General features: G+C 53.0%; 23 protein-coding genes and 1 pseudogene. 7 read left to right on the forward strand and 17 right to left on the reverse strand.

Features of this window, described 5'->3' with window-relative positions; genetic code table 11:
• The first annotated feature begins 15 nt into the window (after positions 1-15).
• A complete protein-coding gene (locus AArcSt2_RS15030) occupies positions 16-1,224 on the forward strand; it encodes a hypothetical protein (RefSeq protein ID WP_250585793.1) in 1,209 nt (402 codons plus the stop codon).
• A gap of 548 nt (positions 1,225-1,772) precedes the next feature.
• Here the strand turns inward: AArcSt2_RS15030 and AArcSt2_RS15035 are convergent.
• A complete protein-coding gene (locus AArcSt2_RS15035) occupies positions 1,773-2,444 on the reverse strand; it encodes a helix-turn-helix domain-containing protein (RefSeq protein ID WP_250585795.1) in 672 nt (223 codons plus the stop codon).
• Positions 2,445-2,818: 374 nt separating this feature from the next.
• On the opposite strand from AArcSt2_RS15035, the gene AArcSt2_RS15040 reads away from it, so the two are divergent.
• Positions 2,819-3,142 (forward strand): DUF5789 family protein, encoded by a 324-nt coding sequence (locus tag AArcSt2_RS15040; protein WP_250585797.1) that lies wholly within the window; start codon positions 2,819-2,821, stop codon positions 3,140-3,142.
• Between the two features lie 336 nt (positions 3,143-3,478).
• On the opposite strand, the gene AArcSt2_RS15045 is transcribed toward AArcSt2_RS15040, so the two are convergent.
• The 4 genes from AArcSt2_RS15045 to AArcSt2_RS15060 form a co-directional block, all read right to left on the reverse strand.
• A complete protein-coding gene (locus tag AArcSt2_RS15045) occupies positions 3,479-4,054 on the reverse strand; it encodes a hypothetical protein (RefSeq protein WP_250585799.1) in 576 nt (191 codons plus the stop codon).
• A 202-nt stretch (positions 4,055-4,256) separates the two neighbouring features.
• Positions 4,257-4,760 (reverse strand): hypothetical protein, encoded by a 504-nt coding sequence (locus AArcSt2_RS15050; RefSeq protein WP_250585801.1) that lies wholly within the window; start codon positions 4,758-4,760, stop codon positions 4,257-4,259.
• A gap of 131 nt (positions 4,761-4,891) precedes the next feature.
• Positions 4,892-5,644: a GNAT family N-acetyltransferase gene (locus tag AArcSt2_RS15055; protein ID WP_250585803.1), complete on the reverse strand. Its 753-nt coding sequence runs from the start codon at positions 5,642-5,644 to the stop codon at positions 4,892-4,894.
• A gap of 103 nt (positions 5,645-5,747) precedes the next feature.
• Positions 5,748-6,737 (reverse strand): DUF7972 family membrane protein, encoded by a 990-nt coding sequence (locus AArcSt2_RS15060; protein ID WP_250585805.1) that lies wholly within the window; start codon positions 6,735-6,737, stop codon positions 5,748-5,750.
• A 167-nt stretch (positions 6,738-6,904) separates the two neighbouring features.
• Here AArcSt2_RS15060 and AArcSt2_RS15065 point away from each other — a divergent pair, with 167 nt between their 5' ends.
• Positions 6,905-7,132: a hypothetical protein gene (locus AArcSt2_RS15065; protein ID WP_250585807.1), complete on the forward strand. Its 228-nt coding sequence runs from the start codon at positions 6,905-6,907 to the stop codon at positions 7,130-7,132.
• 707 nt (positions 7,133-7,839) lie between these two features.
• Here the strand turns inward: AArcSt2_RS15065 and AArcSt2_RS15070 are convergent.
• From AArcSt2_RS15070 to AArcSt2_RS15080, 3 genes and pseudogenes are all read right to left on the reverse strand, one after another.
• Positions 7,840-9,359 (reverse strand): annotated as a pseudogene (locus AArcSt2_RS15070) (amidase family protein).
• 133 nt (positions 9,360-9,492) lie between these two features.
• Positions 9,493-9,726, reverse strand: coding sequence for a DUF1328 domain-containing protein (locus AArcSt2_RS15075; RefSeq protein ID WP_174654675.1), 234 nt, complete (start codon positions 9,724-9,726; stop codon positions 9,493-9,495).
• A gap of 389 nt (positions 9,727-10,115) precedes the next feature.
• Positions 10,116-11,477, reverse strand: a complete 1,362-nt coding sequence (locus AArcSt2_RS15080; RefSeq protein WP_250585809.1) for an NAD-dependent succinate-semialdehyde dehydrogenase — start codon at positions 11,475-11,477, stop codon at positions 10,116-10,118.
• 222 nt (positions 11,478-11,699) lie between these two features.
• Between AArcSt2_RS15080 and AArcSt2_RS15085 the strand changes: the two genes are divergently transcribed.
• Entirely contained in the window at positions 11,700-12,032 is a 333-nt protein-coding gene (locus AArcSt2_RS15085; RefSeq protein ID WP_250585810.1) for a DUF5789 family protein, read from the forward strand.
• A gap of 110 nt (positions 12,033-12,142) precedes the next feature.
• Here the strand turns inward: AArcSt2_RS15085 and AArcSt2_RS15090 are convergent, their stop codons facing one another.
• Complete coding sequence (locus tag AArcSt2_RS15090; protein ID WP_250585813.1) at positions 12,143-12,763, reverse strand: hypothetical protein; 621 nt, start codon at positions 12,761-12,763, stop codon at positions 12,143-12,145.
• Positions 12,764-12,934: 171 nt separating this feature from the next.
• Here AArcSt2_RS15090 and AArcSt2_RS15095 point away from each other — a divergent pair, with 171 nt between their 5' ends.
• The 3 genes from AArcSt2_RS15095 (at position 12,935) to AArcSt2_RS15105 (ending at position 15,280) form a co-directional block, all read left to right on the forward strand.
• Complete coding sequence (locus tag AArcSt2_RS15095) at positions 12,935-13,654, forward strand: DUF2270 domain-containing protein (RefSeq protein WP_250585814.1); 720 nt, start codon at positions 12,935-12,937, stop codon at positions 13,652-13,654.
• A 142-nt stretch (positions 13,655-13,796) separates the two neighbouring features.
• On the forward strand, positions 13,797-14,180 hold the full coding sequence (locus tag AArcSt2_RS15100; protein ID WP_250585816.1) for a hypothetical protein: 384 nt from the start codon (positions 13,797-13,799) through the stop codon (positions 14,178-14,180).
• The gene (locus AArcSt2_RS15105; protein ID WP_250585818.1) at positions 14,177-15,280 is read left to right on the forward strand and encodes a glutamate-cysteine ligase family protein; all 1,104 of its coding nucleotides are present in this window, start codon (positions 14,177-14,179) and stop codon (positions 15,278-15,280) included. The genes AArcSt2_RS15100 and AArcSt2_RS15105 overlap by 4 nt, the downstream gene beginning before the upstream one ends.
• A gap of 988 nt (positions 15,281-16,268) precedes the next feature.
• Here the strand turns inward: AArcSt2_RS15105 and AArcSt2_RS15110 are convergent.
• From AArcSt2_RS15110 to AArcSt2_RS15145, 8 genes are all read right to left on the reverse strand, one after another.
• On the reverse strand, positions 16,269-17,300 hold the full coding sequence (locus tag AArcSt2_RS15110; RefSeq protein ID WP_250585820.1) for a DHH family phosphoesterase: 1,032 nt from the start codon (positions 17,298-17,300) through the stop codon (positions 16,269-16,271).
• An 88-nt stretch (positions 17,301-17,388) separates the two neighbouring features.
• Positions 17,389-18,660, reverse strand: a complete 1,272-nt coding sequence (locus tag AArcSt2_RS15115) for an RNA-guided endonuclease InsQ/TnpB family protein (protein WP_250585822.1) — start codon at positions 18,658-18,660, stop codon at positions 17,389-17,391.
• Positions 18,661-18,934: 274 nt separating this feature from the next.
• Positions 18,935-19,762, reverse strand: coding sequence for a class I SAM-dependent methyltransferase (locus AArcSt2_RS15120; RefSeq protein WP_250585824.1), 828 nt, complete (start codon positions 19,760-19,762; stop codon positions 18,935-18,937).
• A 267-nt stretch (positions 19,763-20,029) separates the two neighbouring features.
• Positions 20,030-20,848 (reverse strand): helix-turn-helix transcriptional regulator, encoded by an 819-nt coding sequence (locus AArcSt2_RS16880; RefSeq protein WP_425493675.1) that lies wholly within the window; start codon positions 20,846-20,848, stop codon positions 20,030-20,032.
• A gap of 826 nt (positions 20,849-21,674) precedes the next feature.
• Positions 21,675-23,084, reverse strand: coding sequence for an FAD-binding oxidoreductase (locus AArcSt2_RS15130; RefSeq protein WP_250585829.1), 1,410 nt, complete (start codon positions 23,082-23,084; stop codon positions 21,675-21,677).
• A 238-nt stretch (positions 23,085-23,322) separates the two neighbouring features.
• Complete coding sequence (locus AArcSt2_RS15135) at positions 23,323-24,033, reverse strand: hypothetical protein (RefSeq protein ID WP_250585830.1); 711 nt, start codon at positions 24,031-24,033, stop codon at positions 23,323-23,325.
• A gap of 10 nt (positions 24,034-24,043) precedes the next feature.
• Positions 24,044-24,814 (reverse strand): methyltransferase domain-containing protein, encoded by a 771-nt coding sequence (locus AArcSt2_RS15140; RefSeq protein ID WP_250585832.1) that lies wholly within the window; start codon positions 24,812-24,814, stop codon positions 24,044-24,046.
• A gap of 12 nt (positions 24,815-24,826) precedes the next feature.
• Complete coding sequence (locus AArcSt2_RS15145) at positions 24,827-25,432, reverse strand: OsmC family protein (RefSeq protein WP_250585834.1); 606 nt, start codon at positions 25,430-25,432, stop codon at positions 24,827-24,829.
• Positions 25,433-25,585: the final 153 nt, after the last annotated feature.

Genomic DNA, 25,585 nt, shown 5'->3' on the forward strand with positions numbered 1-25,585 from the left:
GATGGTGAGGCGGACATGGAGGATAATACGGACGACAACATGGATGACAACACGGCTGCCGACATGGACGACAACATGGACGATGAGGAGGTGGAATTTGTCCTCGAAACCATCAGCACTGGCGATCCTTTCGCCGACGCAAAGACCGCTGCAGATCACGTCGAAGGGTCCGCGAAGACGCTGGCCGGTGGGTTCGCCGCCGCGCTGGGCCTCGACGGTGATTCTGACAGCGAAGCCGCCGAGCTACGCGCCACCCTGTCCGGGCTGCTGCAGGAGCACGTCTACCTCGCCGGCTACACAGTCGACGCCGCCTACAGTTTCGGCCCCGAGAGCGGTGAGTTCGAACTCGCCGCCGAGGCGCTCGACACTAACTCCGTTGCGCTCGCCGACGTGATCGGCGAACTGGCTGGCGACGACAACCGCGATGCGTTCCTAAGTTTGTGGCGCGACCACATCGGCTTCTTCGTCGACTACGCGCTCGCGGCCGCCGAAGACGACGACGATGGCCGCAAGGCTGCCTTGGACGATCTCGACGACTACACCGACGCAGCCGGCGGGTTCTTCGAGAATATTACTGACGGCGAGTTGCCGGCCGAGACCGTCACCGACCACCTTGACGGCCACATCGACACGCTCGCGGCCGCAATCGACTCCCTCGCTGCCGGCGACGCTAGCGCGTTCGACGACCTGAAGACTGCTGCAGACCACGTCGTGGGAGGTGGCGGCGTGCTGGCCAGCGGATTCGCCGCCGCGCTTGACCTCGACGGCGACACCGGGTCGGAAGCATCGGAGCTCCGCACGAATCTCGCCACCGGGCTGCAAGAGCACGTATACCTGGCCGGTATCGCGGTCAAAAACGCCTATGCGGAGGGTCTTGACAGCGGCGAGTTTGAGGCGGCGGCGGGAACGTTGGACAGCAACTCTGTACAGCTCGCTGACGCCATCGGCGAACTGGCTGGCGACGACAACCGCGATACGTTCCTGAGCCTGTGGCGCGACCACATCGGCTTCTTCGTCGACTACGCCGTCGCCACTGCCGAGAACGACGAGCAGGGTCAGGCGGATGCGATCCGGGATCTCGACGGCTACACCGAAAGCGCCGGCGGGTTTTTCGAGGATATCTCCGCCGGCGAGCTGCCTGCCGACGCTGTCACCGACAGCCTACGCGATCACATCACCACGCTGGGCGGTGCCATCGACTCGCTGGACGCGGCCATCAACTAGCGCCATGCGGCTGGAACGCACACGACGTGACCGATCGAGACCCTGAATAAAACCAGCCCCTAACGGGCTTTCCAAACGCCGATTCTATTTTACACAGAGAAATCCTGCCCTTACATAGGGGAAGACGTTGCGTAATAGTGTATAATGTGCACACAGTAGGTGCGAGCTCGCAACCCTACTCGCTGATTGATTATAGATACTCTTACTCCACATTTTTCATATCTAAAACGACGTATCGATCAGATGTTATTCTATGCAATCACGTTACGTCTACAGGTATGATCGAGTGACAACGGTATGGTGATTGATATTGATAATAAAATGTGTCCGCGGAGAGGCTGGGTTTCTTGCAGAGCATATACAGAAACACAGCAGTTCAAATGGTATCGTGGGTTCCGAACAGACTGATATGCAGGGTCAATTAAGCGTTGATCTTTGTTGTGGTAATTAAACAATACTAACCAGTGGTAGTTTTGACAACGATTTCGTCTAGACGGCAGCTATCTTTAAAGAGAGAGAGAATCCCGGCGTTTACGCCGGGGAGGATGTCACGGATGATGTCTTATCGAAATTGGGGATTGGCAGAGTGTTTTCTCAATAAGGGTCTGGTGGCCACGTCGAAGCCGCTCCGAGAGTGCCTGATGAGATACGTCAAAGTTGGTCGCGAGGTCGTGTAGTGTAATACCCCGGGGAATATCATAATATCCCATCCGAAACGCTTCGGTGATAACCTCGTACTGACACTCCGAAAGCCCCATTCCGTTGTGATGAATCGTGTTTGAGAGCCCGCCAATTTGTCGAATCGATGGATCTAGACTGTGATTGCACCAGTTGTCGTATGCTGTTGATACTGCCGCCTGATCAGGGAACAGTATCCGAAACTCCCAGAAATTGTTTGTACCCTGCACATCGAGCAACGCCCCATTAGATTCCACGAAAATATTCATAGCAGCCTGGGTTTTCGCAGACCAGTTGATGTGATAGAGGGTGTGTTTACAATCTATCGACAGTCGTGTGGCTACGGTTGTCGTATTATCTTCTTGGAGCGCTCTGTCAAGTCGCTCAGAATCGGATGACGATGCCCAAAGAAACTGCATCGCTCCCCCAGGCTCGTGTGCAGTAACTCGGAGTGGTTCGAACGTTACATCGGGCACGGCGTTGAACGTCTCAGACAGCGCGAACTCCTTGGACGAAATACCTACGTCTACGATGGTACCCATCCCTTCTAGTTACGGAGACCACAAATGAATATACTCTACATATTAGTATCTGAAATGTTGTATAATAGATCCATGAGTACTAGTTAGAGATTACTCCGATCGACGTATCGTGGACACAACTCTATTCTTGGTTTGTGGCGCGGTGATTCAAGGGGAATGCAACCGCTCAATACTCTTCGAAGGGCTCGTCGAACCGAACATCGCGATCGGGTGCTGTCGATCGCCGGACAGAATGTAACGGGAAACACGATCGATCTCTCACCACAATGAACTAGTTAGTAGCGATGGTTCCTGCTGGAGACCTCCCTGTTGAATATTAGTACCTTGCACATGCCAGCAAAAGCGATTACTTGTTACGTAGTCGAGGGACAGATATGTCGGAAGATTCCGTTAATTCCCGTGAACAAGGCATTGAATTCGGCTCGCTTGCTGAGGAACTCGAGGACGAATCGTATCCGCTCTCTCATGACGACCTTCTCAGCCGACACGGCGATCGCGAACTCGAACTTGCCGATAGTAGCACGTCACTGCGTGATATACTTGGACCGGAGAACGAGCAGGAGTACGAGGATGCTGAGAGCGTTCGTCAGGCCATCTTCAGTATGGTCGGTGACGACGCTGTAGGGCGCAAAGGATACAGCGATCGGGGCGGGACAGCCACCGAAACTGATGAGGAGAAAACGGACGAATCGTTCTGAGACTCGTTAGGTCGGGAGACCCTTTGCTTGTTGTACCGTGGGTGCCTGCGAGTTTGCGGTACCGATCGATGACCGTTGCTACTGGAGTGGATCCGCTCCGCGTTGGGTAGGGAGCAGGGATGAAAAATAGGATACGAACGAACCAACAGTGTCGACGCCCGGAGCGTAATTGAATTACATGTGCGAGAAGAGAACTGTGACGTGTATTGGTGAACAAAACGAGAGCGACTGGTCCCTGCACCGTTTGATGGCTACAAAAAATTCACTCGAACCACGCGTCTGAGTTAGCTACTCGAGGAACCGTGGTTCTCAGCCATATTTCACCGGCCAGTCGTCCTAATTGCCGGCTCCCTCAGTCTTTTCGGCGTAAGTCTTAGACGACCTGTTGTTTTCATCTGTTTTTTCTGAGAGCGACTCACCTGCGTCTTCAACTTTTTCGGCTGTGTCGTCACCTGCATCTTCTACTTGGTCAGCAACTTCGTCTGACTTTTTTTCTACTTGATCAGCAACTTGCTTGCCACTGTCACTAACCGTCTCAGCAGCTTGATTGGTCATCTGCTGGGCTTTTTTTGACTGTTCTTCGAGCTGGATCGCGACTTTATCGCCACCGCTCCGGATCGTTTCAGCAGCCTGGTCGGTCGCCTGTTGGGTCAGGTCCGAGGTTTTGTCTGCCACGGTTTGAACGAAATCAGTGTCTTCTTGTGCTATTCGCTGCCAGAGGAGCGCTCCAACTGCGCTACCAATAAGTAACAACACCAAGGCTCTTCCCCAGCCGCTCGACTGTTTTGTCGGCCGGATCTCGATGACCTTGTCGTTCGAACCCTCAATAGCATCTACGACTGCTTGTATCATCTGATCGTTTGCGCTGGACGCTGACGACCCAGATTGCGCTGCGAACAATGGGACTTTCATTATAACTCAATTCTTATAACGCAACCCACGGCTAAAATAATTGTCCTGTTAAAATATTATATTAAAATGATTATACTGAGATCTGCTACTCGCGATATTATAAAAGAGAATGTTTTGAAAGAGACAGTAGTGGGTTCCTCCCTAAGATCGACAAATAGCATCGGCAGTATGTGATATGAACCGAGCGAGGACAAATAGCAATTCAATCGTATACCTCGCCAGTCCGTTCGCGTGAACTCATCCACGTACCGAGCGCGAGGCCGTAAATGGCATGTCCCACGTGGAAGACAGCACCCTCATCCGGCTCAAGGGTTTCATCGAGAAATCGCTTAAACACGATGCGCGTTCCGAAAATAGAAAGTGCCAGGCCGTACCCCAACGAGAGGCCGATCGCCCCGAGACGCTGATTGCGCTCGCTCCGGAATGGTATCCGGCTAAACACCACCCCAAATAGACCTCCGGCGATACCACCATACAGGAAATGTAGCACGAGGCCCTCCAACACATACTCTTCGGGTTCGCCACTACCAACGTATGTTGACCAAAACTCCGCTGTCGGCGGGAGTGCCCGAAAGAGCGGAAATCGATATAGCGTCATCAATGCAGTAGCGACTACTCCCCCAATGATGCCACGAACGGTCCCACGGACAGCACTCATCTCTTTCATCTCTCTTGGCTCTCTTGGCTCTCGATCGGCAGAAGTCATGAACATACTCTCGTCCGCAACGAAAATAACTGTACCGCCGGCATATTCACGCTGTGTGGGCTGAATCCGGCAACGTAGCGTATGCAATGGCAGAGGATCATTCAGTCCTCCGGCTGAAACACCGGACTAGGTCACAGGTAGCTCTCGTCCCACTCGTCCGGATTGTGAACGTTCCCACAACTCTCGCAAACGACCTTTCCATCCGTGTCGACCAAGTTGGATATCGATCCACAGTTCGTACAGTAGAACCCCAAGCGCTCCTCTTCGTCTTTCCCCGCAAAGACAAGAAGAAACTCCCCTTCATCGCCCGCGATCGCTTCCGCCGGGTCAATAAATCGAGTCTCTCCACCGACAGCTACCTCTCCGGACTCGGTAATCATATGCTCATCATCGATACGATCGGACTCGACAGTGCTGTACACTTCCGTTCGGAACTGTTCCCCGCCGAACGTGCGTTCTTCTTGACCGCTCTGCTGGAATCCGAAGCGATCGAGAAACTCTCCCCCCTCTTGATTCTGTGCAAGGATCGTCGCCTGTACCCCCTCAACTGCGCGCTCGCGAAGTGCTGCGAGGACGCGATCGATCAGTTCCGTTCCAACACCTTGGCCCCGCACTGTCGGGTCGACGTGAAGCCAGACAATCTCCCCGCGCTGGTCGTCTGTGATCCGCGCTTGTGTAAATCCAAGAAGGCTATCCTCGGACTCCGCGACAAACAAGAGTCGATCGTCGTCGTCGACCCACTCCGTGATGGCGTCGGTGTCGAAATCCGTTTCAATAATTGACTCGATATCCAGCGGGCTGAGAGCGTATGACGCCTCAAACGACTGCTCCGCGATTTTACGAATTTGGTGGCTATCAGTTGCTGTTGCTGCACGCGTCTTCATACGGTAATTTCTCTTTTCGTCGTCATAAGAACTGCGGTGGAAACCGTCGTCCGCTCAAATCGTGTGAGGTACCTCACCGTCCACGTCGTCGAAGTATACTCGCTCACCTGTTCTGCGGAGGAATGAACGGTCCGACCGAGATGGTTTTTCGGGCAACGGTTGCTGCCCGGAGAATGTACGCAGCAAACAGCGCCAGTGGAGAGATGATAATGCCGATCCCGAGACTGATGACGATGGGCAGTGTCGAGAGTGGGATCGTAACGGTATTCATCCGATAAATAAGCGTCAGGGATATGACGCAGACAAGAGCAAGTAGACCGGAGTAGACAAGCTGTCGGGAGAGGGCTGCGAAGTCTTGCTGGAGGACCATCGTTTTGAAGAACTGGCGGCTGACGGCGATCGACTCAAGCAGTTCTTCGATGGCACGAAGGTCGACCCGAGCATCTCCGGGGAGCGTCGAACTGTAATCGTTCCGAAGCCGGTGTACTGTGGCCATGTTTAGCGCGTACTCGGGCCCTAGCACGACGCCAAGGGTATCCGAGAGGGGCGCGTTCTCCCCGAGTGAGTCATCGATGTTCCGACCATATGCTACGAGGTCCTCCATCGCGGCTGTGAGTTCGTCCGGCGCTTGCCACCCGGGAGAGTCGCTCACGGTGAGGATATCGGCGGCGCGGTCGCTCAATGTTGTTGCGATCAACGAAAGGAACGCAGCTGGATCTGTAGGGCTTGACGGTCGGTTGGCGAGTTCCTCGACCTTGTGGCGGAGGCTGCGTGAGCCGTCAAGTCGGGCGGTTAGCGTGTCCGGCGTCCCGAACACCCAGGAGAGGATGAGCTGATTAATTGAGAGTGCGATCGTCACGATCGTGAAGACTCCGGAGGTGAGTCCGCTTCCAAATATTGTCGCTGCGAAACTGTCCGGTCCGACAGCGAGGATATCGACCGAGATCAGCACGGCAATGGTTGCGACAAACGCGGTAACGATTCCGGCCGCGACGATTGGACGATTGCCCTCAAGAAGGATCCACGTCACGATACGGTCCCGGATAGTGTCTCCCTCCTGTACGGAACGCTCCGTGCGGGTCTCGGTTGTCATGCACAGAGTATGGAACGCACGCAAATAAATAGCAACAGCGTGAACACTTTGTGAGCGTTTCGTAGTTGTTCCCGGATGACTCCTGAGAGCAACGAGTGCGTCCTCACGATTACGCATCAGCCTGCAGGAGACTATTAGTGGGTAGCGGTCGAAGAGTATGCTGAATCATGTCCACAGTATCCAACATCCCAGACATGTTGAAAGACCTGAGTATCATTTCGACCCTCGTCGACGCCGCACTGGAGTTTGCGAGAGGTCGGCCGAAGAGCGGGCTTCTCCTGCTTGGGGCCGCTGCCGTGTCCAACCGATTCCCCGGCATTGGAACCGCCGCTTCGGTCCTCCTCAGACTGTACCGCCGTTTTTTCCCAAACCGGGGCGGACATCACGTACTGTGATCGCGACAGTCACAGCGGTCATTGACTGATCCGACACGTCATCACATTGGTCGTCCAATTCGGGCGGCCGTATGACTCATTGCACATTTTGATAGCCCATATGAGTAACTCGATGCAGACCGCGCCGACAACTCGTCTGATATATCGGAACACCGTGAGCTTACCGAGTTCACCGACGATTGGTATGGCAGGGTCGAGGTTGGGGTACAAGAGCCCCCAGAGATGCGGATGTACTCGTCGAAGATGCCGACCATTACCGGCTCAGTACTTACGACCACAAATCCAATAATACCGTGACTGTAGGCCCTCTTGAGACTTTAAACGAATCTCCAGGAACTGGAGGAGAACACAACCATTATGCTCCGAGGACGAACTGAATGAGTACAAAAGGACTGGAATCGTTGCCTTATTTTGCCCGTGTATATCCCGATCGTCGTGAGTAACGTGCAAGATGCTGTAACCTTGGCTTATCTTATAGTATTGTGTTACAAAGCTACCCATGTAATGGAAGTGGTGTCAAAAGCTACATGTACAACCTCACGAAGGAGACAGTATCATTTCCCATGCTTTGCGTGCTACTTGTCGCCCGTCCAACTGCTGCTTGGAGGGCATTTGTTCCGAAGCGGTACCGATCGGCGTTGGGCTCTGATATGAGCGTATGCGGATTAGACGAAGAGGCGCATCGGGGCGTTCCAACGTTTTTGATGCTACGGCGTGTTCTGGAACTCCACTGTGTTCTGAATCGCAAGGCCAGCGTCAAGGACAATACCATCAGCAAATTGCGGTCCGGCGATCATGAGTCCAACCGGAAGCTCATCAACGGTTCCGACTGGCACCGTTATCGCTGGGTGGCCGGTCAGATTGAACGGGGCAGTGTTCGACGGCTGGCCGTCCGCCCGAATGCGATCGAACTCGTCCAGTTCAGGTTCGTATTTAGGAGCCGTTGTTGCGACGGTTGGCATCGCGAGAAGGTCGGCTTCGTCGAACGCGGCGTCATACATGTCTTGGAGATCCAAGACCATGTTCATCCCCCGTCCGTAATATCGTGAATGGTAGTATCTGCTCGTGTACGCACCCATGAGGAGAGGAAGCTTCAGCGTCGCCGGAAACTCATCACTGTGTGCCCGACGGAACTTGCCGAACGCGTCGACCCATGCCGTATCGTACCAGCTCTTTGGTCCGTGTCCGAGCCCCTCTCCGGACACCGCCGCAACCAACCCCTCGGAGCTCGTTACCGTATGGATCGCACCGACGTCCGCGTGCATTGGGACTGAAACGACCTCGGTCGACGCACCGCATGCGTCGAAGTGAGCAATGGCGTCACGGACCACGTCGAGGACGCGTTCGTCGCTGTTCGACTGTTCAAATCCTTCTTGCAGGATGCCAACGGCGCAGTCTTGAACATCTCCAGTGAGGTCGGAGGCATACGATTCGGCAGCGATCGATCTGGGTTGTCTCGAATCGATGGCCGACTTACCGGCGATTGCGGACAGAAGGCTTGCCACAGTCTCTACGTCCGTGGCCATTGGTCCGGGATGATCGACGGCATATTCGAGCCCGATACACCCGGTGTACGGAACCAACCCGTAGGTTGGCTTCAGTCCAACGATGCCACAGTGTGCCGCAGGGATGCGGACGCTTCCCCCTTGATCGGTTCCCAGCGCTGCATCAACATCCCCGTTTGCAACAACAACAGCACTTCCCCCGCTCGATCCCCGGCCAGTCGATCCGCAACGGTTGGGTGGTGTATCGGCCCGAAGGCGCTGTGTCCCGTCGTGCTCGTTCCCATCGCGTCCATATTTGTCTTTCCGACGATATCGGCCCCAGCGTCGAGCAACCGGGTAATAACAACTGCATCGACGTCCGGAACGTATCCCTCCACGACCGACGACCCGCACGTCATTTCAACGCCAGCGACGGAGATATTGTCCTTGACTGCGACCTCCATCCCCGAGAGAGGGCCGTTTTCCGCTCCCAAGACCCGGCAGGACGAAACCCATGCATTGTGTGGATCGTCGCTACGAGATACACGTGTGCCGGCGTTGCGCGACCGCACCTCCGCACCGCCGAGGCGTTGCTCGGGTGTGTATGTTCGAACAGTCTCATACGCTTCCATTTCTGACTCAATAAGCTCAAGAAAAGTCGACACTTCATTGTCGGTGAGATTGAGCCAGAGTCGATCGGCAAGTTCGAGTAGGTCCTCCTCTGTCGGCGGACGAAGCGGCATGCGCGGATCTACGGTTCAGATGGATAAATACGTACGCACGGTCGAAAAGCGCCACCGATTTTCATTCATCACGTGTCAGTAGATCTTGATCAAGTCGGTTCATTCCCGCGAGCAAAGCCGCAGGAGAGAGCAGTTAGAGGATGAGGGAGATGACGGCGAGCACAATGAAGATGATAACGAACCACTTCGCGATCGACATACTAATACCTGCCACGCCGCTCGCACCGACAACACCTGCGATAATCGCCAAGATGAAAAATACGATCGCGAGTTGGATGAATCCTCCAGAGAACTGTAATGGCAATAGCTGGAAGAGTTCGAAGCTGAGCGCTGAGCTGTTAGATACTGCGGATTCAATTAGTGTCATACTGAAATAAGTACTCGCAGCTATTTTGTTATACGCTGATTGTTAACATTCGAAGAAGTGCTTCAAAATCGGGCCATATTCACGCGGAAGTAAGCGTATCTGACGGATGGTTCGAAACATGAAATACCCAGTAATGTATATAAATAGGCACCGTCCCACACTCGCCAGAGACTATCGTGTGCGACCACGGCTATCGGTTTGTTCGGTCGGAAATCAATAGACGCGGTATATTTTTCGCTCATGTTCGTTAAGAGACATTCAGTCTTTGTGGAACACTCGACGACACACGTGAGTAACGGCGATAGGTGATCGAGAGGGAATGGCTCTCTTACTGACGTACTCGACACCGTTGCGTTCGAGACACCGCGCGGGCAGTTCTGAAACCGTTATTACTCTATCCAGACCGTCTTTCGGTTGACAAACTCCTTGATTCCGATTTCGGAGAGTTCACGACCATATCCGGACTCACCGACGCCGCCGAACGGAACCCGCGGATCGGACTTGACGAGCTGATTAATGTAGACGCACCCCGCATCGATCTGTTTAGCAACGTGTTCGCCGCGTTCTCTGTCCGCAGTCCAGACGCTAGCGCCCAGACCGAACTCGGTGTTGTTCGCAAGAGTGATCGCTTCTCTCTCATCGGCGACCTCATAGACTGCTGCGACAGGTCCGAACGTCTCCTCGCTGTCGACCGGGCACCCGTCGGGAACGTCGGTCAAGATCGTTGGTGGATAGAACGCACCCTCCCGATCGAGCGGCTCCCCTCCAGTGACGAGTGTGGCCCCCGCCTCAATACTTGCCTCAACCTGTTCGTGGAGCTCCGTTAGGAGATCAACTCGGGCCTGTGGGCCGACGTCCGTGTTCTCGTCGGTTGGATCGCCGACGACAAGCGACTCGAAACTGTCGATCAAGGCTTCAATAAATTTGTCGTATATTTCCGTGTGGACGACGAAGCGCTTAGCGGCGATACATGACTGGCCACCATTCTGATTACGCGCTTGGGTGCCAGTTTCGGCAGCGGATTCGATATCAGCGTCGTCAAGAACGACGAAGGGATCGCTGCCACCGAGTTCGAGGACCGTCTTTTTGATTTTCTCGCCGGCGGCTGCAGCGACGGCACGCCCAGCTGGGCCGCTCCCTGTCAGGGTCGCGGCACGAATGCGATCGTCAGCAATGATATCGGCGACGAGATCGGAGGAGACCAGTAGTGACTGGAAGACACCCTCGGGATAGCCAGCCTCACGGAATATGTCTTCGATGGCGATGGCACATCCCGGGACATTCGAGGCGTGCTTGAGCACGCCAACATTGCCAGCTGTGAGATACGGCGCGGCGAACCGGAAGACCTGCCAGAACGGAAAATTCCATGGCATGACCGCCAGTACCGGGCCGAGCGGCTGATGAACAGTTTTGACTGTCGTACCTGGTGGGCTAGGGTGATGTCTATCTTCAAGATAGGTGCTTCCGTATTCAGCGTAGTGATCACAGACCCACGCACACTTCTCGACTTCAGCCCGAGCTTGAGTTATCGGCTTGCCCATCTCAAGTGTTATGATCTCAGCGTACTCATTTTTGTTGTTTCGGAGAACTCTACCCGCAGTTTCGAGCAGACGCTCGCGCTCGCGTATCGACTGTTTTCGCCACTCCTCGAAGGCCTCACTCGCTCGTTCAAGTGCGCTGTCGACATCGCTCCATGTCTGTTCATCGTAGCTATCGAGCTGTTCGCCGGTTGCAGGATTAATTACGTTCACGAATCCCGTGATACGTGGTATCAAGATATAGTTATAGAGCGTCGTGGAAAACCACCACGTGTGTAATAATGTACTAAATCTAAAAGAAACAGCGAGAGTTCCACAGGTCACCCAACCTGTGGTCGTTTACCGTTCTATAATGGGAACGTGAATGGCAGGCTGGAGGACAGTATACTAATATGCAACCACACTTTTATCCGATCCAGCCATCTATGAGAATAGATGGCAGACAACAAACGATCTCGAGACAAGAAAGCAGACGACAAGGACCGACGACAACGAGAGCGCGAACTAGACGAAGCTCGTCATCGTGCCGATGAAGCAGAACCAATACAAGACAACGCTACCGAGCAGCTGGGTGACCTTGATGAGGTCCTCGAAGCCCATAGCTATCCCACTACCACGAACGAACTGACTGAACGCTATGGAGACTACGAAGTTGAAACTCAGAACGGGTGGAAAACCATCGATGAAGTGCTTGCCTCAACCGGAAACCAAACCTATACGTCCGCTACTGACGTTCGGAAACGAATACTGGGACTCATACATCGCTGAGGAATACGATCGACCATGCAAAGACAGCGGTAGACGTTCCAAATCATACCCCGGACTGTTCTGTGCACACCACGATACTGTCAGCGGTGTTCACTGGCGTGACAGTACAGCTATCGACGCAGGGTAGCGGAAATCCGTTGAAAGAGCCCTGATTTCCCCTCTGTCAATCCTCCTTTAAATCGGTCAGAGACATCCGCAACTCTGCGAGCGAGGGGCTCTGAAACGGTTCGAAGGAGACTAATGTACCAAGTATATCGGCGATACGAAGCAGTGATGTTCCAAGAGATTCCAGATCGATTCTCCGATCGCTCCAGTACCGATCGCATCATCCGGACACCAGTTTCGGCGCTATACTCCCGCGCAAGGTAGTGACGATATGGGTGGCGGATAGAGGAGTACTCCCAGTGGGCATAGGTCTGAATTCCGGACTCTGCCCGATGAATGGTAACATGTAGTTGGTAATCTGCAAACAGTGATTCACGATACACCCACGAGCCATCGGAGACGTTTCCGTCGACTCGAACTTTTAACGAGGCGACAACATTCCGTGAGAATCCGAGGGTGGCAAGCAGTTCTTCAGCTTCAGACGTAGAACACTCGAGCGTGCCAACGTACTCCTCGGGTGGTGTGTCGCTAAGTGCGTACCCACCTATTAAAACATCTAATACACCATGTACCCCCGGAAGAAGTCGTCTGCGAACGGAATTATATATGTCAGTCGATCGTTCCATTCTTCACAATACGGGCTGAAGCCAGATATTACTGTTCCCGGCCTCACTCCAGAACGGGACACTCAGTGCATGCAAATTAAAGACTACAGCACACAGAAAACGGTCCATGTTAGCTGTACATTCCACGATACTGTCGTACCTACTTATCGAACAAGAAGACGTCTCTTTATTATGGGCGATTCGGAGAGTGATGAGTTTGACCCCACAACGCCAGACCAACGAGAGATCGGTGGCGAAATGGTCAACGACAGTGGAGGGCTTGGCTCAGTGATGGCCCACGCGTACCGTGGGGAGATCGATCGAGTGAGTACGTGGCGCCAGCGCCTGGACCAGACGACGACATGGGCGGTCACTGTACTGGCTGCGATCTTGACGTGGGCATTTTCGAGCCCCGATAACCCCCACTACATCTTGCTGGTCGGAATCGTCGTTGTCACCGTCTTTCTGGGTATCGAAGCGCGGCGCTATCGAGACTACGATGTCTTTCGCTCGCGAGTTCGACTTCTCCAGGAGAACCTGTTTGCGAACGCTCTCGATCCTTCGGAGGGTGTTGAAAACAACGCGTGGCGGGTTGAATTGAGTGAGGACTATCGTAGACCGATGTTAAAAGTCTCGTTCGCCGAAGCGCTCGCAAACCGGCTAAAACGTGTATACCTCGCGTTGCTTGGTGTGTTACTCGCTGCGTGGGTCTTCCGTATTTCAGCATTCGAATCGCAACAAAACTGGCTGACGACGGCTGAAATCGCTCGTATTCCAGGTATTGTCGTGATCGCAGTCATTGGGATATTTTATATTGTACTGTTGAGCGTTGCCTTCTGGCCCCGAAAGCGCCAGGCTAAGGGCGAATTTCACGAAGGTGACCCCGAAGAGTGGAAAGAGACAACAAAGTGAGATTCTCTTATCATTTAAGCATGAAATTGTAGTTTTGAATGTTCTATAATTTGTTGTTATTATCCGATCGCGTGCTGGATAATCAGTCATATATCAGTCTGAGAGGCAGAAATTTAACATCAGTGGAATATATCTCTTTGACGTGGCGAAAAAGTTGAAAGGTGGAATTAATCTATTTGATGTGACCATCCGAAGTCCGAGAGAGCCAGCAGTGATGGCTGTCAGTGGCGTCTACGACGGCAAGACAGGCAGCGGACCTGCGGTATCTCGCTTGCGGAAGGCATATCCAGATCGTAAATGGGTTGGTGCGTACATCGTCGCCAATCCAACTGCAATTAATCAGCTCCCAGTGGGAACGGACTATGCAAGCGTCGATGAGCAGGAGCTAATCGCATCTGAACCGATCGTACTAAACGTGATGTCAGAGCACTCAAACGCCAATGGGCATACGTGGACCAAATATCAAAATCAGCTGAGAGGGTCCAAGAGACATTGCGTAAATAAAAACATGGAGAAGATACTATGAACCACTCAAAAGAAGATAATAAATTAATGCAGAGAGCTATCGAAGTCGAGTACTGGGTTGTCGATCAGGATGGCGCACTCACCACACCCGACACACTTACCGAGTATTCAGAGTACGTAGAAGAAGAGTTTGTGTATCCGCAAGTTGAACTCAAAACCCCTCCATGTGAGACGTATTCAGAACTTAAATCCACGTTCATCAACCAACTATATGAGTTACTCTCCAAGGCTGATGAACTCGATAAAACGCTCGTTCCGCTTGGAACCCCAATCAACAGTCGATCAATTGAAATTCGCCCCAGCGATCGAACTCGGATACAACAACGTATGCTTGGAGATAATTTTGACTACGCAAAACACTGTGCTGGGACCCATCTACATTTTGAACAGCAAAACGTCACAGACCAACTCAACGTGCTCGCAAGCCTTGACCCAGCATTAGGCCTACTAAATTCCTCTCCATACTTCCAAGGGAATCGAATTGCAAACGGTGCTCGTACCTATATTTATCGTAATAAATGCTATGAGTACTTTCCGCTGCACGGTCAGCTTTGGGAGTATGTCAACACCGTCGGACAGTGGGAGAGGCAACTTGATCGGCTTTTTGAGTCATTTAAAAAGGAATCCATGAAAAGGGGGATCGATGAAGAGACGATAGATGCCAGTTTTTCCCCAATTGATGTTGTTTGGACACCAATTAGGTTACGTGACGAGATGCCGACCATCGAGTGGCGATCGGCCGATACATCGCTTCCAAGCCAAATCCTCCGCCTAGCCAAGGATGTTGGTGCCATTATGTGGCAGGTCAATCACACAGAAGTTCGAATCGAGGGTAACCGCGGTGAAGTAACAGATGATAGAATCACGATTCCTGAATTTGATGCTGTACTAGACTATGTTGAGAGTGCGATACACGACGGGGTGGAATCACCGGATCTAACAGATTACCTCAAGCGAATGGGATTCAACGTTCAAGAGTACGAACCACTAACACAGAAAATCGACGGTCGAGAGTACATCGATCGGAATGAGGCCCGTGAAATACGTCTTCAATATGGGGAGCTACTGAAGCGAGATGTAGATCAACTGGTTCAAAACTGAGGGCATTTGAACTGATCCCTCAGTATTGATACTACCTTCGTACTTTGCAAGGGGATTTATATTTATGTGTGTGGATTGTAGCGTGTGAGCAACTCACAAGAAAGTTCGGCAGGAGGAATAGCACAAGAAATTAATGAGAGCGGGCTTGACCCGGCTGCGCTAGCCTCAATTGGGTCAGTTGCTTTAGCCCTGTACTACTACTATGTGCGTGGCGAGGAGCAGCGGGGACAGTTTGTCGGCCTATGGCCAGTGACAATTATCGGAATGGCTACGTATCTCAAACTGGAGCAGGTGAGACGGAAACTAGAAGAAAATGGCAACTGATCGGAATGGCCTCGTATCGGTTATCAACGACACTCGACAGGGTGTTCACTCAGAGAGACTCAGAAGTCCTTCTATTATGTGATCAACGATTAGCAAGTAAATGATCAACAAATACATAGCGTTGCCGACTGCGTTGTTGGTCGGTTTATAAATTCTCCATCAAAATCCACGGTGAGTTAAATTCGATATTTGACACAATACACTTTGTATCAAAATACATTCGTGTCCCCGAATTGCTCGGATACGGTGATATTAATCTGGCGGCAACATTACTTATCACCTTGTTAAAAAGCAAATCATTTCATAGCCCACAAACGCGATATACTGTTTTGAAGGCTGTTGAGTCCTGTTCAGATCCTGTAAGTGGCGGGAAATATCGACTAAGAGTACATTAAAAATGGTTTCATACATACAGAAATGCAGCTACCGTTTCTATCATTTGTAGGTGATAAGTCGGTGAGACAACTCAATTGTGTTGGATTGTTAATACAATATTATAGCTACTGGTACCCAAATTAATTACTCAGCGCGTGGTTCTTAACAAAACTACCATTTCAAGCAATTTTAACAACAATTTGTATTACATTTTGATATTGTTGCCAACATCCATCTACAGGACAGGTGTCCACCGTCCGAACGTGATTGACCCTCAATCACGTCTGATTCAGACAGATTTAGACCCTTCCATCTCACCGGGAAGGTTGAGTTCTGCAACGAGCCGAGCAGTGATGACCTGCTCGACCATACTGAGTAGCTGTTCGTCATTAGAAGTGTAATCGGCAAAGATACCCAGCGTGATTTCACCACCTGCTGAATCGTGATGACCACCGCCGCTTCCAACATCTTTGAACGCTTCATGCAGGATATCCCCAGCGTGAACTCGTGGATCGGGCGATCGAGCACAGATGTGAATCGAGTCGTCAACGAGTCCGAAGACGATCGCTGTTTCAACGCCCTCTAATCGGACAAGATAATCGACAGCCTGCGGAAGCGAATCTCGCTCAGTTGTCCGGCCAACATGAGAAATAAGAACCGACCCACTCGTCCACCGATTATTTATTGCAGTTGAGATTGCATCAATAGTTCCACCGGTGACCGATGGGCTTGATATTTGTCGGACCATATCCTGATCTGCGTGGTCGTGAAGGTATCCTGCTGCATCATACTCTGCAGAGGTCGCCCCACGGAGAAAATCAAGGGTATCCGAACGAATAGCAAACAGGAGCGCTGTTGCAAGTTCCGCATCGATATCAATATCTAGAACACGAACGTATTCCGTCAAAATTGTCGCTGCAGCTCCAACTTCAATACGGTGATCAACGAACCGGGCATTAATATCTTCAGCAGGGTGATGATCGATTACGATATCTACTGGGGTATCTGGGGGAACCTGATTGTTCCTGCCAGGAACCGAATGATCAACAAAGGCCAGTAACGACCCTGGTTGCAGGTCTGTAACCATTGTCACTTCGAACGGTTTGAGATCGATATCAAGAAGATTGACAAAGGTTCGGTTTTGCTGGTGAGAAATATCGCCACTGTAATAAATATGGTGTTCATCGATGTCAGCGGCAGCCGAAATTCGGCCTAAGGCGAGCGCACTTGCAAGACAGTCTGGATCGGGATTGTTGTGACAGACGATATTTATTTCACTGTTTTCACCGAGCAGTTCTAAGAGTTGATGTGGGCGACTCATATTCTCCAACTACGACCGTTATATAATTAGCAATACAGGGTCAACAGCCTCGGGGTCAAGCCCCGAGGCTTGTCAGTGAACTCCGGTTCTACCCCTCGATATGAGGGGAGGCGTTGAAATCGCCATTCACGTTCAACGTTCCTGACTTCAGGGCCAGTTGACTGCTGGCCCATCCATCGCGAGACTTCTGCCCGCGATGGATATACGCACAGTATCGGTTTGCGACGTTCTTCGCGGCGTTGTAATCCGCGTTCACCTCATATTCACACTTCAGACACTCGAATTCCTTATCCGAGCGATTATCTTCATGTACGAACCCACAATGGGAGCATCGCTGGCTGGTGTAAGCAGGATTCACAGTATCCACAAACAGGTCTGTGTCCTCGACTTTGTACGTCACCAGTTCGATAAACTTGGCAACCGCCCATTGTTGGAACTTCGCCCCGTTCGAGATGCGCTTGCGGATGTGCTTCAGGTTCTCAAAAATTATCCCGTTAACGCCGTTGCGCTCGGCCTCGGCGATTAGCTCGTTCGCTCGGTTATGAAGCCAATCCAGTGACCACTCCGAGAACCGATCCCCGATTGACTGAATCGTGAGATGCGCCGAGCGCGTGCCGACTTGCTGAAGCCGTCCGCGACGCTTCTCGAACTCATTGCGGCGGTGCGTGAGGTGATCTGCGGAGCCGATAAACGCTCCTGTCGAGGTGACTGCGAACGCACCGTTCACGTTTAGGTCAACGCCGAGAACCACTCCGTTCTCGGGGCCGTCATCATCGTGTTCGACTTCTTGGATTTCACAGTCATCCTCGCCACCGACGTACTTCGCGGTGACGTGGAGGTAGAACTCATCGGCAATCTCGTCATATTGCAACGTGGCGTGAGAGGCGTCCCACTCGTCGGGATCATAGTACCTTCCGAACGGAGTATCTTCGCGCTCGGATTTTGGCGGGATGACGTACTCGGCGTCGATCCGCCCATCTACCGTCGAGAGTGTGGCGTGATCGTCGCTGAACGTCGCAGACCGCTTATCATACACCACACTCCATGACTGGAAGTGTGGTTGGCTGGTCTTCTTACCGTTCTTGAGCCGGTTAACGCCGTGCGTCACCGCTCCAATGGCACGCCGGATTCCTTTCTGGACAAGATTTGCGGTGAGATCTGTTTCCTCTTTTAACTCGCCGTAGAGGGCTTTCTCCGCTTTGTTTTTGCTCGTGATGCAGTATTCATCACGTCGCCACGCCCAGTCGCTCGTCCGGTTTGCACAGGCGAGGAACTGGTCTTTCGTCTGATGGAGAGCGTCAGCGTCATCACTCGACACATCGAGTTTGATGATGACGGTGCGACGCGGCGGGTTCTCCATCGCTACTTCACATTGCTCAGGCTTGTCTTATAAATGTAGGTGAACGTGCAGCACTCATGTCGGCTTCCTCCACGGGGTCAAGCCCCGTGGCATCCGCCTTGTATCTATGTGAACTGAATCCCCTGTTACCCTGTCATAGCCTACTCGACCGCGATATTCCTCACCAGATCGTTGCCGTCCACATTGTCCATCTTGAATAATTAATAAGTTCTATTTTCTCCACGTTTGTTTGAGGCGATCGATAACCGTGGAAAACATTAGTGTAAGTTATCAGCTATGTATCTGCAGTGACGACGTATGATTCCATTGGCGAGACGATTCCTTCGTCGTCAATGTACGCGTGTAACGCATCCTCGACCTCGTGTATCAGTTCATCTCGTACCGCTTGCTCGATAGCTGCGATCGGTTCAGCCAGCGGCGAGCTAGCCATCTCGCGTCTAACGAATTCAGTGACCGACGGATACCGTACAGAGCCGATATGGATGGTAACTAGCACTTCACTGAACCCTGTATCTGTGAGGAGTGCCTGGAGATATTCTCCGTCCCACTCCGGGAATGGAGATCGCATCACGCCTCCGGCTTCATCGCCGATGTACCGTTCTAAGGCGTCAGCTAACACGACGTATGCTGGCTGATAGTCGATCGGTCGCCAAACGCTCAGTGCCACACGGCCGTGCTGTCTAAGAACCCGGCGCATCTCCTCAACTGCCGCGGCAGAATCTTCAAAGAACTGTAACGCCTGTTGGCAGTAGACGACGTCGAATCTCTCGTCGGCGAACTGGAGATCGGTCGCGTCGCCCTGTTCCCACTCGATCGAGGGAAGTATCTCAGCAGCAGTTTCCTCCGCCACTGCAAGCATCCCTTCGTTAATGTCAACTCCAACGGTCGACCCCTCTGTACCAACCCGAGATGCGGCACGACGCGTCACAATGCCGGTCCCACAGGCAATATCTAGGACTCGATCTCCCTCTCGTATTTCAACAGTTTCGACCAGCCGATCGGCCCACGGTGCGAATAGAGGCGGCACAAGATACTGTTCGTAGGCCTTGGAAGCGCTCTGCTCGACCTGCCAGCCTGACGATTGGCGCATTTGATCACTCATGGTCTTCCCCTCGTTTGGTCATCGGGCCGATTACGCCGAGCTGCTGGAAGAGACTCTGCGTATCGACGGTTCCCCAATTTCGATCAATCGGTGATACAGCGCCTCTATCTCTCCGATTAAGCTGAAGCGCCTCGTGGTTAGTCTCAGTTTTTCGGTTTTGTGATCTCATCGTACCACCACGCGATCGAGTACGCCACGAGCAAATGTATAAATGCCTAGTGAAATCTTTCACACTATGAAAAACAGGATGCAAGCCATTGGCGTCGGTTACGGAGATGAATCATCCAGAACGACGCTATCAACGTCTCCGAGCGGTCGAGCCTCCGCTTGGAACTGACTATAGTACGACTCAGCCCACCTACGTATGTCCTCGCTTCCGGTATCAACGAGTGTCTGTAATGTCCCTGTCTCGTGATCATAACAACAGAGACTGACACGATCATCAAAGAGACAAATCCCACACTGATCGGCCAATGGAAGGTTATCGTGCAGCCAGACCGTGTAGTTAGCTCGATCGACAGCCCCTACGACCGTGTCCCTGTCCCAAGCGATGAGCTTTTCAAATATAGAAGGAGGATAGATGTATTCACACTCCAACTCGTCCAGAGCGTGGTCGAAAAAAGGCTCTAGATTACTTGACTTCAGGATTACCATGCCGAACCCACGCATTGTCGTCGTATCTGTTAATAAATGTGTGAAACGCTCGACGGGTTGGTATGGATAACCTGGACCGGGACGAGAGACCACCACGTCAGTGAATGGCCCGAGGTCGAATCCCTCAATCTCGTGTGGCAGCCACGGCCAGACCTCGCGGATCCGCCGTTCAATCGTCATCGCATCCACGAATTCCTCCAGCCGATCGGCAACAAACTCACCCAAGCGAGTTAGCTGGTACGTACGGCCCTCGCGTTCGATCCAGTGGCGATCCTCGAAATCAGAAAGGATTCGGCTCATGGTTGGCGAGGAAGCCCCTGTCGCGGCGCGTAAGCCGTCACGGTCACTCGAACTCGCGGCCAGCGTGTCTAGCACGGCGACCCGGTGGTCTGACGTGACGAGAAATTCGATGTCATCAGGTGTTTCATTCATACATTTGGTACGCACTGACACACAAAAATCGTATAGATGAATTCCGTGCAGGTTCACCAACCAGCGATCGTCCTCGACGGGTAACACTGCCCCACCACGGGTACGCGGTGCTTCCGCAAGCACACCAATCATTCGGCGGTCGTCAACGGGGCGATCGATGAGGATGGCGCTGTAGGCTAAGTCAACGTGCACTTCCTCGATCTCGGGGGGCGTGTAACCGTGCTTCTGTAGCCAGTTAGGCGTCCGACTTGTTCGACCGGTGGCATCGATGACCATGTCGGCGGCGAGTTCCTGCACAGAGCCATCATCCCGAATCACCACGCCGTTTACCCTGGTTGCACCGTCGTCAGTGAGATAGTTGAGAAATGCACAGTTCCCCCGCAGTTGGACTCCATCAAGTTTGGAGACACGTCGTCGAAGCAACTGCTCATATAGCGGCCGCGTCGCTGCGTAAATTGGAAACGGTTCCGATCCCGCGGCAAGGAAACCACCTTGACTATACATGTAAAAGTCGCGTCGTCCATTGATTTTCACCCCGCCAGCGCTACGAAGTTCCTCGCTATACCCCGGGAAGAGACTCTCCAGTGTTGCTCGTCCGGCCTCCCACAAAATATGGATTTGGCGGGCTTAGGGGACTCCGGAGCGTGCAACCCGTTCGTCGGGAAGCGGGTCTCGGTCGAGCACCGTGACCTCGTCAAAAGCGTCTGAAAGGACACGGGCAGCCACCAGACCGGCGATGCCAGCACCGGCTACTACTGCATGTTGATCTCTGTTAGGGATCTGTTTACGGTCGTACTCTTGAATTGCTGCTACGGTGATATATTTTCTACTCGGCTGGCTTTGCGTTTTGATTTAGCCGGAAGACGTTCTCCGGATCGTACTCGGTTTTCAGTGCGACGATTCGGTCGTACGCATCACCGAACGTCGTTTCCATCATCTCATTGCTGTCCTCGAAGAACCCCGGGAAATTGAGGTATACCGAACCGTCGGAAAACTGTCGCATGTCGTCCAAACACTCGCGTGCCCACGTTATGTTAGCCTCGTCTTGATCTGGATCAATCCAGTTTGCCTCTACACCGAGAAGACATGGTGCCTCCCGGCCGGGGAAGGCGCTTTCGTCGAGTCCGATATCGGTTATTGCACCGCCTAGCGGCCAGACGTCGACCGTCGACAGCGGCGATGGGCTCGCTTTTGCCCACTCGAGACTGCGATCGATGACGTCGTCGGAGAGCGATTCGAGATACAATGATTTCCAGTAGTATCGCATCCCATCAGGATAATCTTCGTCGAACAGTTGTTGGAATTCAGTGTATAGCATCCTGCCGCTGAAGTCTGCTAGTGGTTCATCCAACGCTCGTAGCGGTTCGATAGCCGTCTCTCCTTCCGCTGGTGAGTCTGCGTATAGCCCCAAAATAGCGATTTTTAACGCATCGACAACGTCTGCCGAAAAGAGTTCCTCCTCGGGAAACACCCCGATAGAAACGAGCGTGGTGAGCTCTTGCGGTGCCGATTCCTCGATATCTCGGAACGCACGCAACACTTCTCCAGCACGGTTCCCAGAGTAGAATACTAATCCGGTCGCAACCTCGGGCCCAACTGGATGTAGGTCGAATTCGAATCCTGTGACTATCCCGAACGCGTCACCGCTTCCACGAATGCCCCAGAAGAGTTCCTCGTTCTCGTTCTCGCTAGCGGTGAGATACTCGCCATCCGCGGTAACGACGTCAACGGATGTGATGTTGTCGCAACTCAATCCGTATTTGTTTCGAAGGTGACCGATCCCCCCACCGAGAGTGAGCCCCGCGACTCCAGTATCGGAGACGACACCGAGGGGTGTTGCCAGCCCGAACGCCTGCGTTTCGTGGTCGACATCACCCAACGTTGCGCCTGCTTGCACCCACGCCGTTTGTTCCTCCGGATCCACCCAGACACCGTTCATCTCTGAGAGATCGATGACGATCCCGTTGTCGCAAACTGCGCTTCCAGCTACGTTGTGACTGCCGCTCCGAACCGCCACTGGGAGTTCGTTTTCCCGGGCAAAATTCACCGCGTTGATCACATCTGCTGTTCCTGAGCAATAGGCGATGATGGAGGGATACTTGTCAATCATCCCGTTCCAGACCGCTCTGGCGTCGTCGTAGCCCTCATCCTCAGGAAGAACTATTTCGCCGTGGAATCGATCGATCAGATTCTGGATAGCATCCTCTGAAAGTGTTATTGATGTTGCTTCGGACATATGGTGATCACCTATGTTGCACAGTCGCATAACGTCATTCCGTGACGGCTTTGCAGGAGTTGGGTCAGAGTCAGTCGATGCACGATCTGTAACCGTTCGGCGGCAGCAAGTCAAGAAACTACTATGAGGGCATTGAGTTATTAAAGGGCTGGAGCGACCCTTTCAGAGACGAACTCACCGCGTTCGAGAAACGGGTTCCCAATGAGATCTACGAAAATCTGGAGATTCGGACGGAGCGTTACTCCTGCGGATCGAAAATAGCGGTCCACCAAATGTCGGGCGGACCGGTCCTGGTCGTGAGGATCTCGGGCATCATGTCGGGATTGAATGCGCCGTGTGGGGCTATCGCAAGGTGGACTTCCGCCTCTTGCGGCCGTTCCATCGGCATACCGAACGTTTCACCATTCTCCTCGTAGACATCGGTATCCGTCGAGACGGAGCCGTGAAGCGTGAGTTCTGCAACGCGACTTTGTTCGACGGCACGACCCGCTACAGCGAACGCACCGCCGCTTGCTGGATCTCCAAGATCTTCGGCACCGCAGCTGTTCTCACACTCGTCGGGATAATCAAAGATGAATGCCCACAGAGTGAACGCTTCGAGATCCCCCTCCTCGTCGGTCCAGCCGACATCTTCCAAATCCGGGGGGCCGCTAGGATAGGTGTACGTCCCTGGTACCGGCGTGGGCATCCTAAAATCGATCAGAATGTCGTTTTCTGTTCGGTGGATTGTCGCACCGTCTCTCGCAACGAGTCGATTGTCAGGCTCTTGTCCGTAAACGTCTGCAGTCTCCGTAATGACGTCCTCTTGGTCATTGTCGTCGTTGTTATCGTCCGCATTGTCGGAGGCTGCGGTAGCTCCGGCCATACCGAGGGCGCCTACACCTACTGCGCTCGCCTGTAATACTGTTCTGCGGAAGATTCCGTCATTTGTTTCGTAATTGTTACTCATGTTGTTGCACTCACTGTTTGCGTGCGGCGATCGAGATGCTCTTGACCCCGTATTTATCGCAGGCACTCGCTGCTTGGTCCGAGATGAACTCGTACTCCGTGTTCTCTCTGACCTCGATATCAACGAACCCAACCGCCTCGACTACGTCGGTATAGCTGTCGATCTGTTCGGCTCCGCCGATGCAAGCCGCCCAGAGATCTGCATCGCTTTTGATGCTCTCGGGTAACTGCTGTTCGCTGATAATATCCGACAGTGCGAGCCGTCCATCCGGTCGCAACACTCGGTGTGCCTCCTCGAACACTCGCTCTTTCTCTGGCGAGAGATTGATCACACCATTCGAGAGTACGGCGTCGAACGATTCATCCTCAAACGGTAGGTCTTCAATATATCCTCGGTGGAAGCTGACGTTATGGAAGCCGTTATCCGCGGCAAGATTATTCGCTTTTTCGACCTGCTCGGTTGTCATGTCGATACCAGTGACGGAGCCGGTTTCGGTGACGTTCATTGCGGCGTAGAAAGCGTCCATCCCGGAACCGCTACCCAGGTCGAGTACCTTGTCCTGTGGTTTGAGAGACGCCATTTCGAAGTAGTAACCAACGCCTGCGAACGAGTCGATCGCCTCGCTGGGTACGTAGCTTAGAATGTCAGGCTCGTAGCCGAGACGCTTGGCTAGCTCCTGACCCGTCTCGAAGTGGAACTCGGAGTTGGCCGACTCCGCGACAGCAGCGTACATTGATTTAACCTCGCGTTCGAGTTTGTCCGTGTCGAGTGATTCACTCATTGTTGGTCACCGTTAGTCGTCGCCCGCCACCGCTGCGGGCGTGTTGATGGTCATATCGACGTCTTGAGCGAGCGAGACAAGCGTGTAAACGGGTGCTCGACGTGCCCATTCATCGATCATATCCTGATCGAGGTCATCACCGTCGATCTCGATCTCCGCCGTCAGATTCTCGTACACTGAGTCGGCTTCCTTGAGTTCTTTGAGGCTGAAAAGAACTGCAGGATCAAAATCAATCCGGACACGTGTTTGGAGATGGTCGATCTCCACGCCGTTGGCGGCGGCGTTGATAGAAATGCCGACGTTGATACAGGCGGCCAGCGCTGATAGCGCCGCTTCGATCGGTTCGATTCGGTCGACCGGACCGAGCCATCCACCAGCGTCCAATACTTCCTTCCAAGCACCGTAAGGGACCGTGAACTCGCGCGTGTTCCGAGCAATTGTCTTCCCGCCAAGTTCGTAACTGTCGATCTTCGCCAGACTGTGTGCGGCCGTTCCCTCATAGGTTGCAGATGCTCCCAGCCCGAGCTGGACGGCATCTGGATTATCGGCTGCGTGTTGGGCGAACCCTTCGAGTGTTTCGAGGTCGATACCGTGTGCGGTTTGTTGGTCTTTAGTCATGGTGTGGTGTCACCTTGCCAGAGACACTACGAAGCCGATGATTGTGTAGTTATTTTCTGCTATTCCGGCGGCCCCTGGCGATCCTGCACCTTCTGAAAACAAGGCACCTACAGGAATTGCCCTCTGGAGATGGCCACCTCTGTATCGGTTTCA

Source organism: Natronocalculus amylovorans (genome assembly GCF_023638035.1).
Classification (GTDB): Archaea; Halobacteriota; Halobacteria; order Halobacteriales; family Haloferacaceae; genus Natronocalculus; species Natronocalculus amylovorans.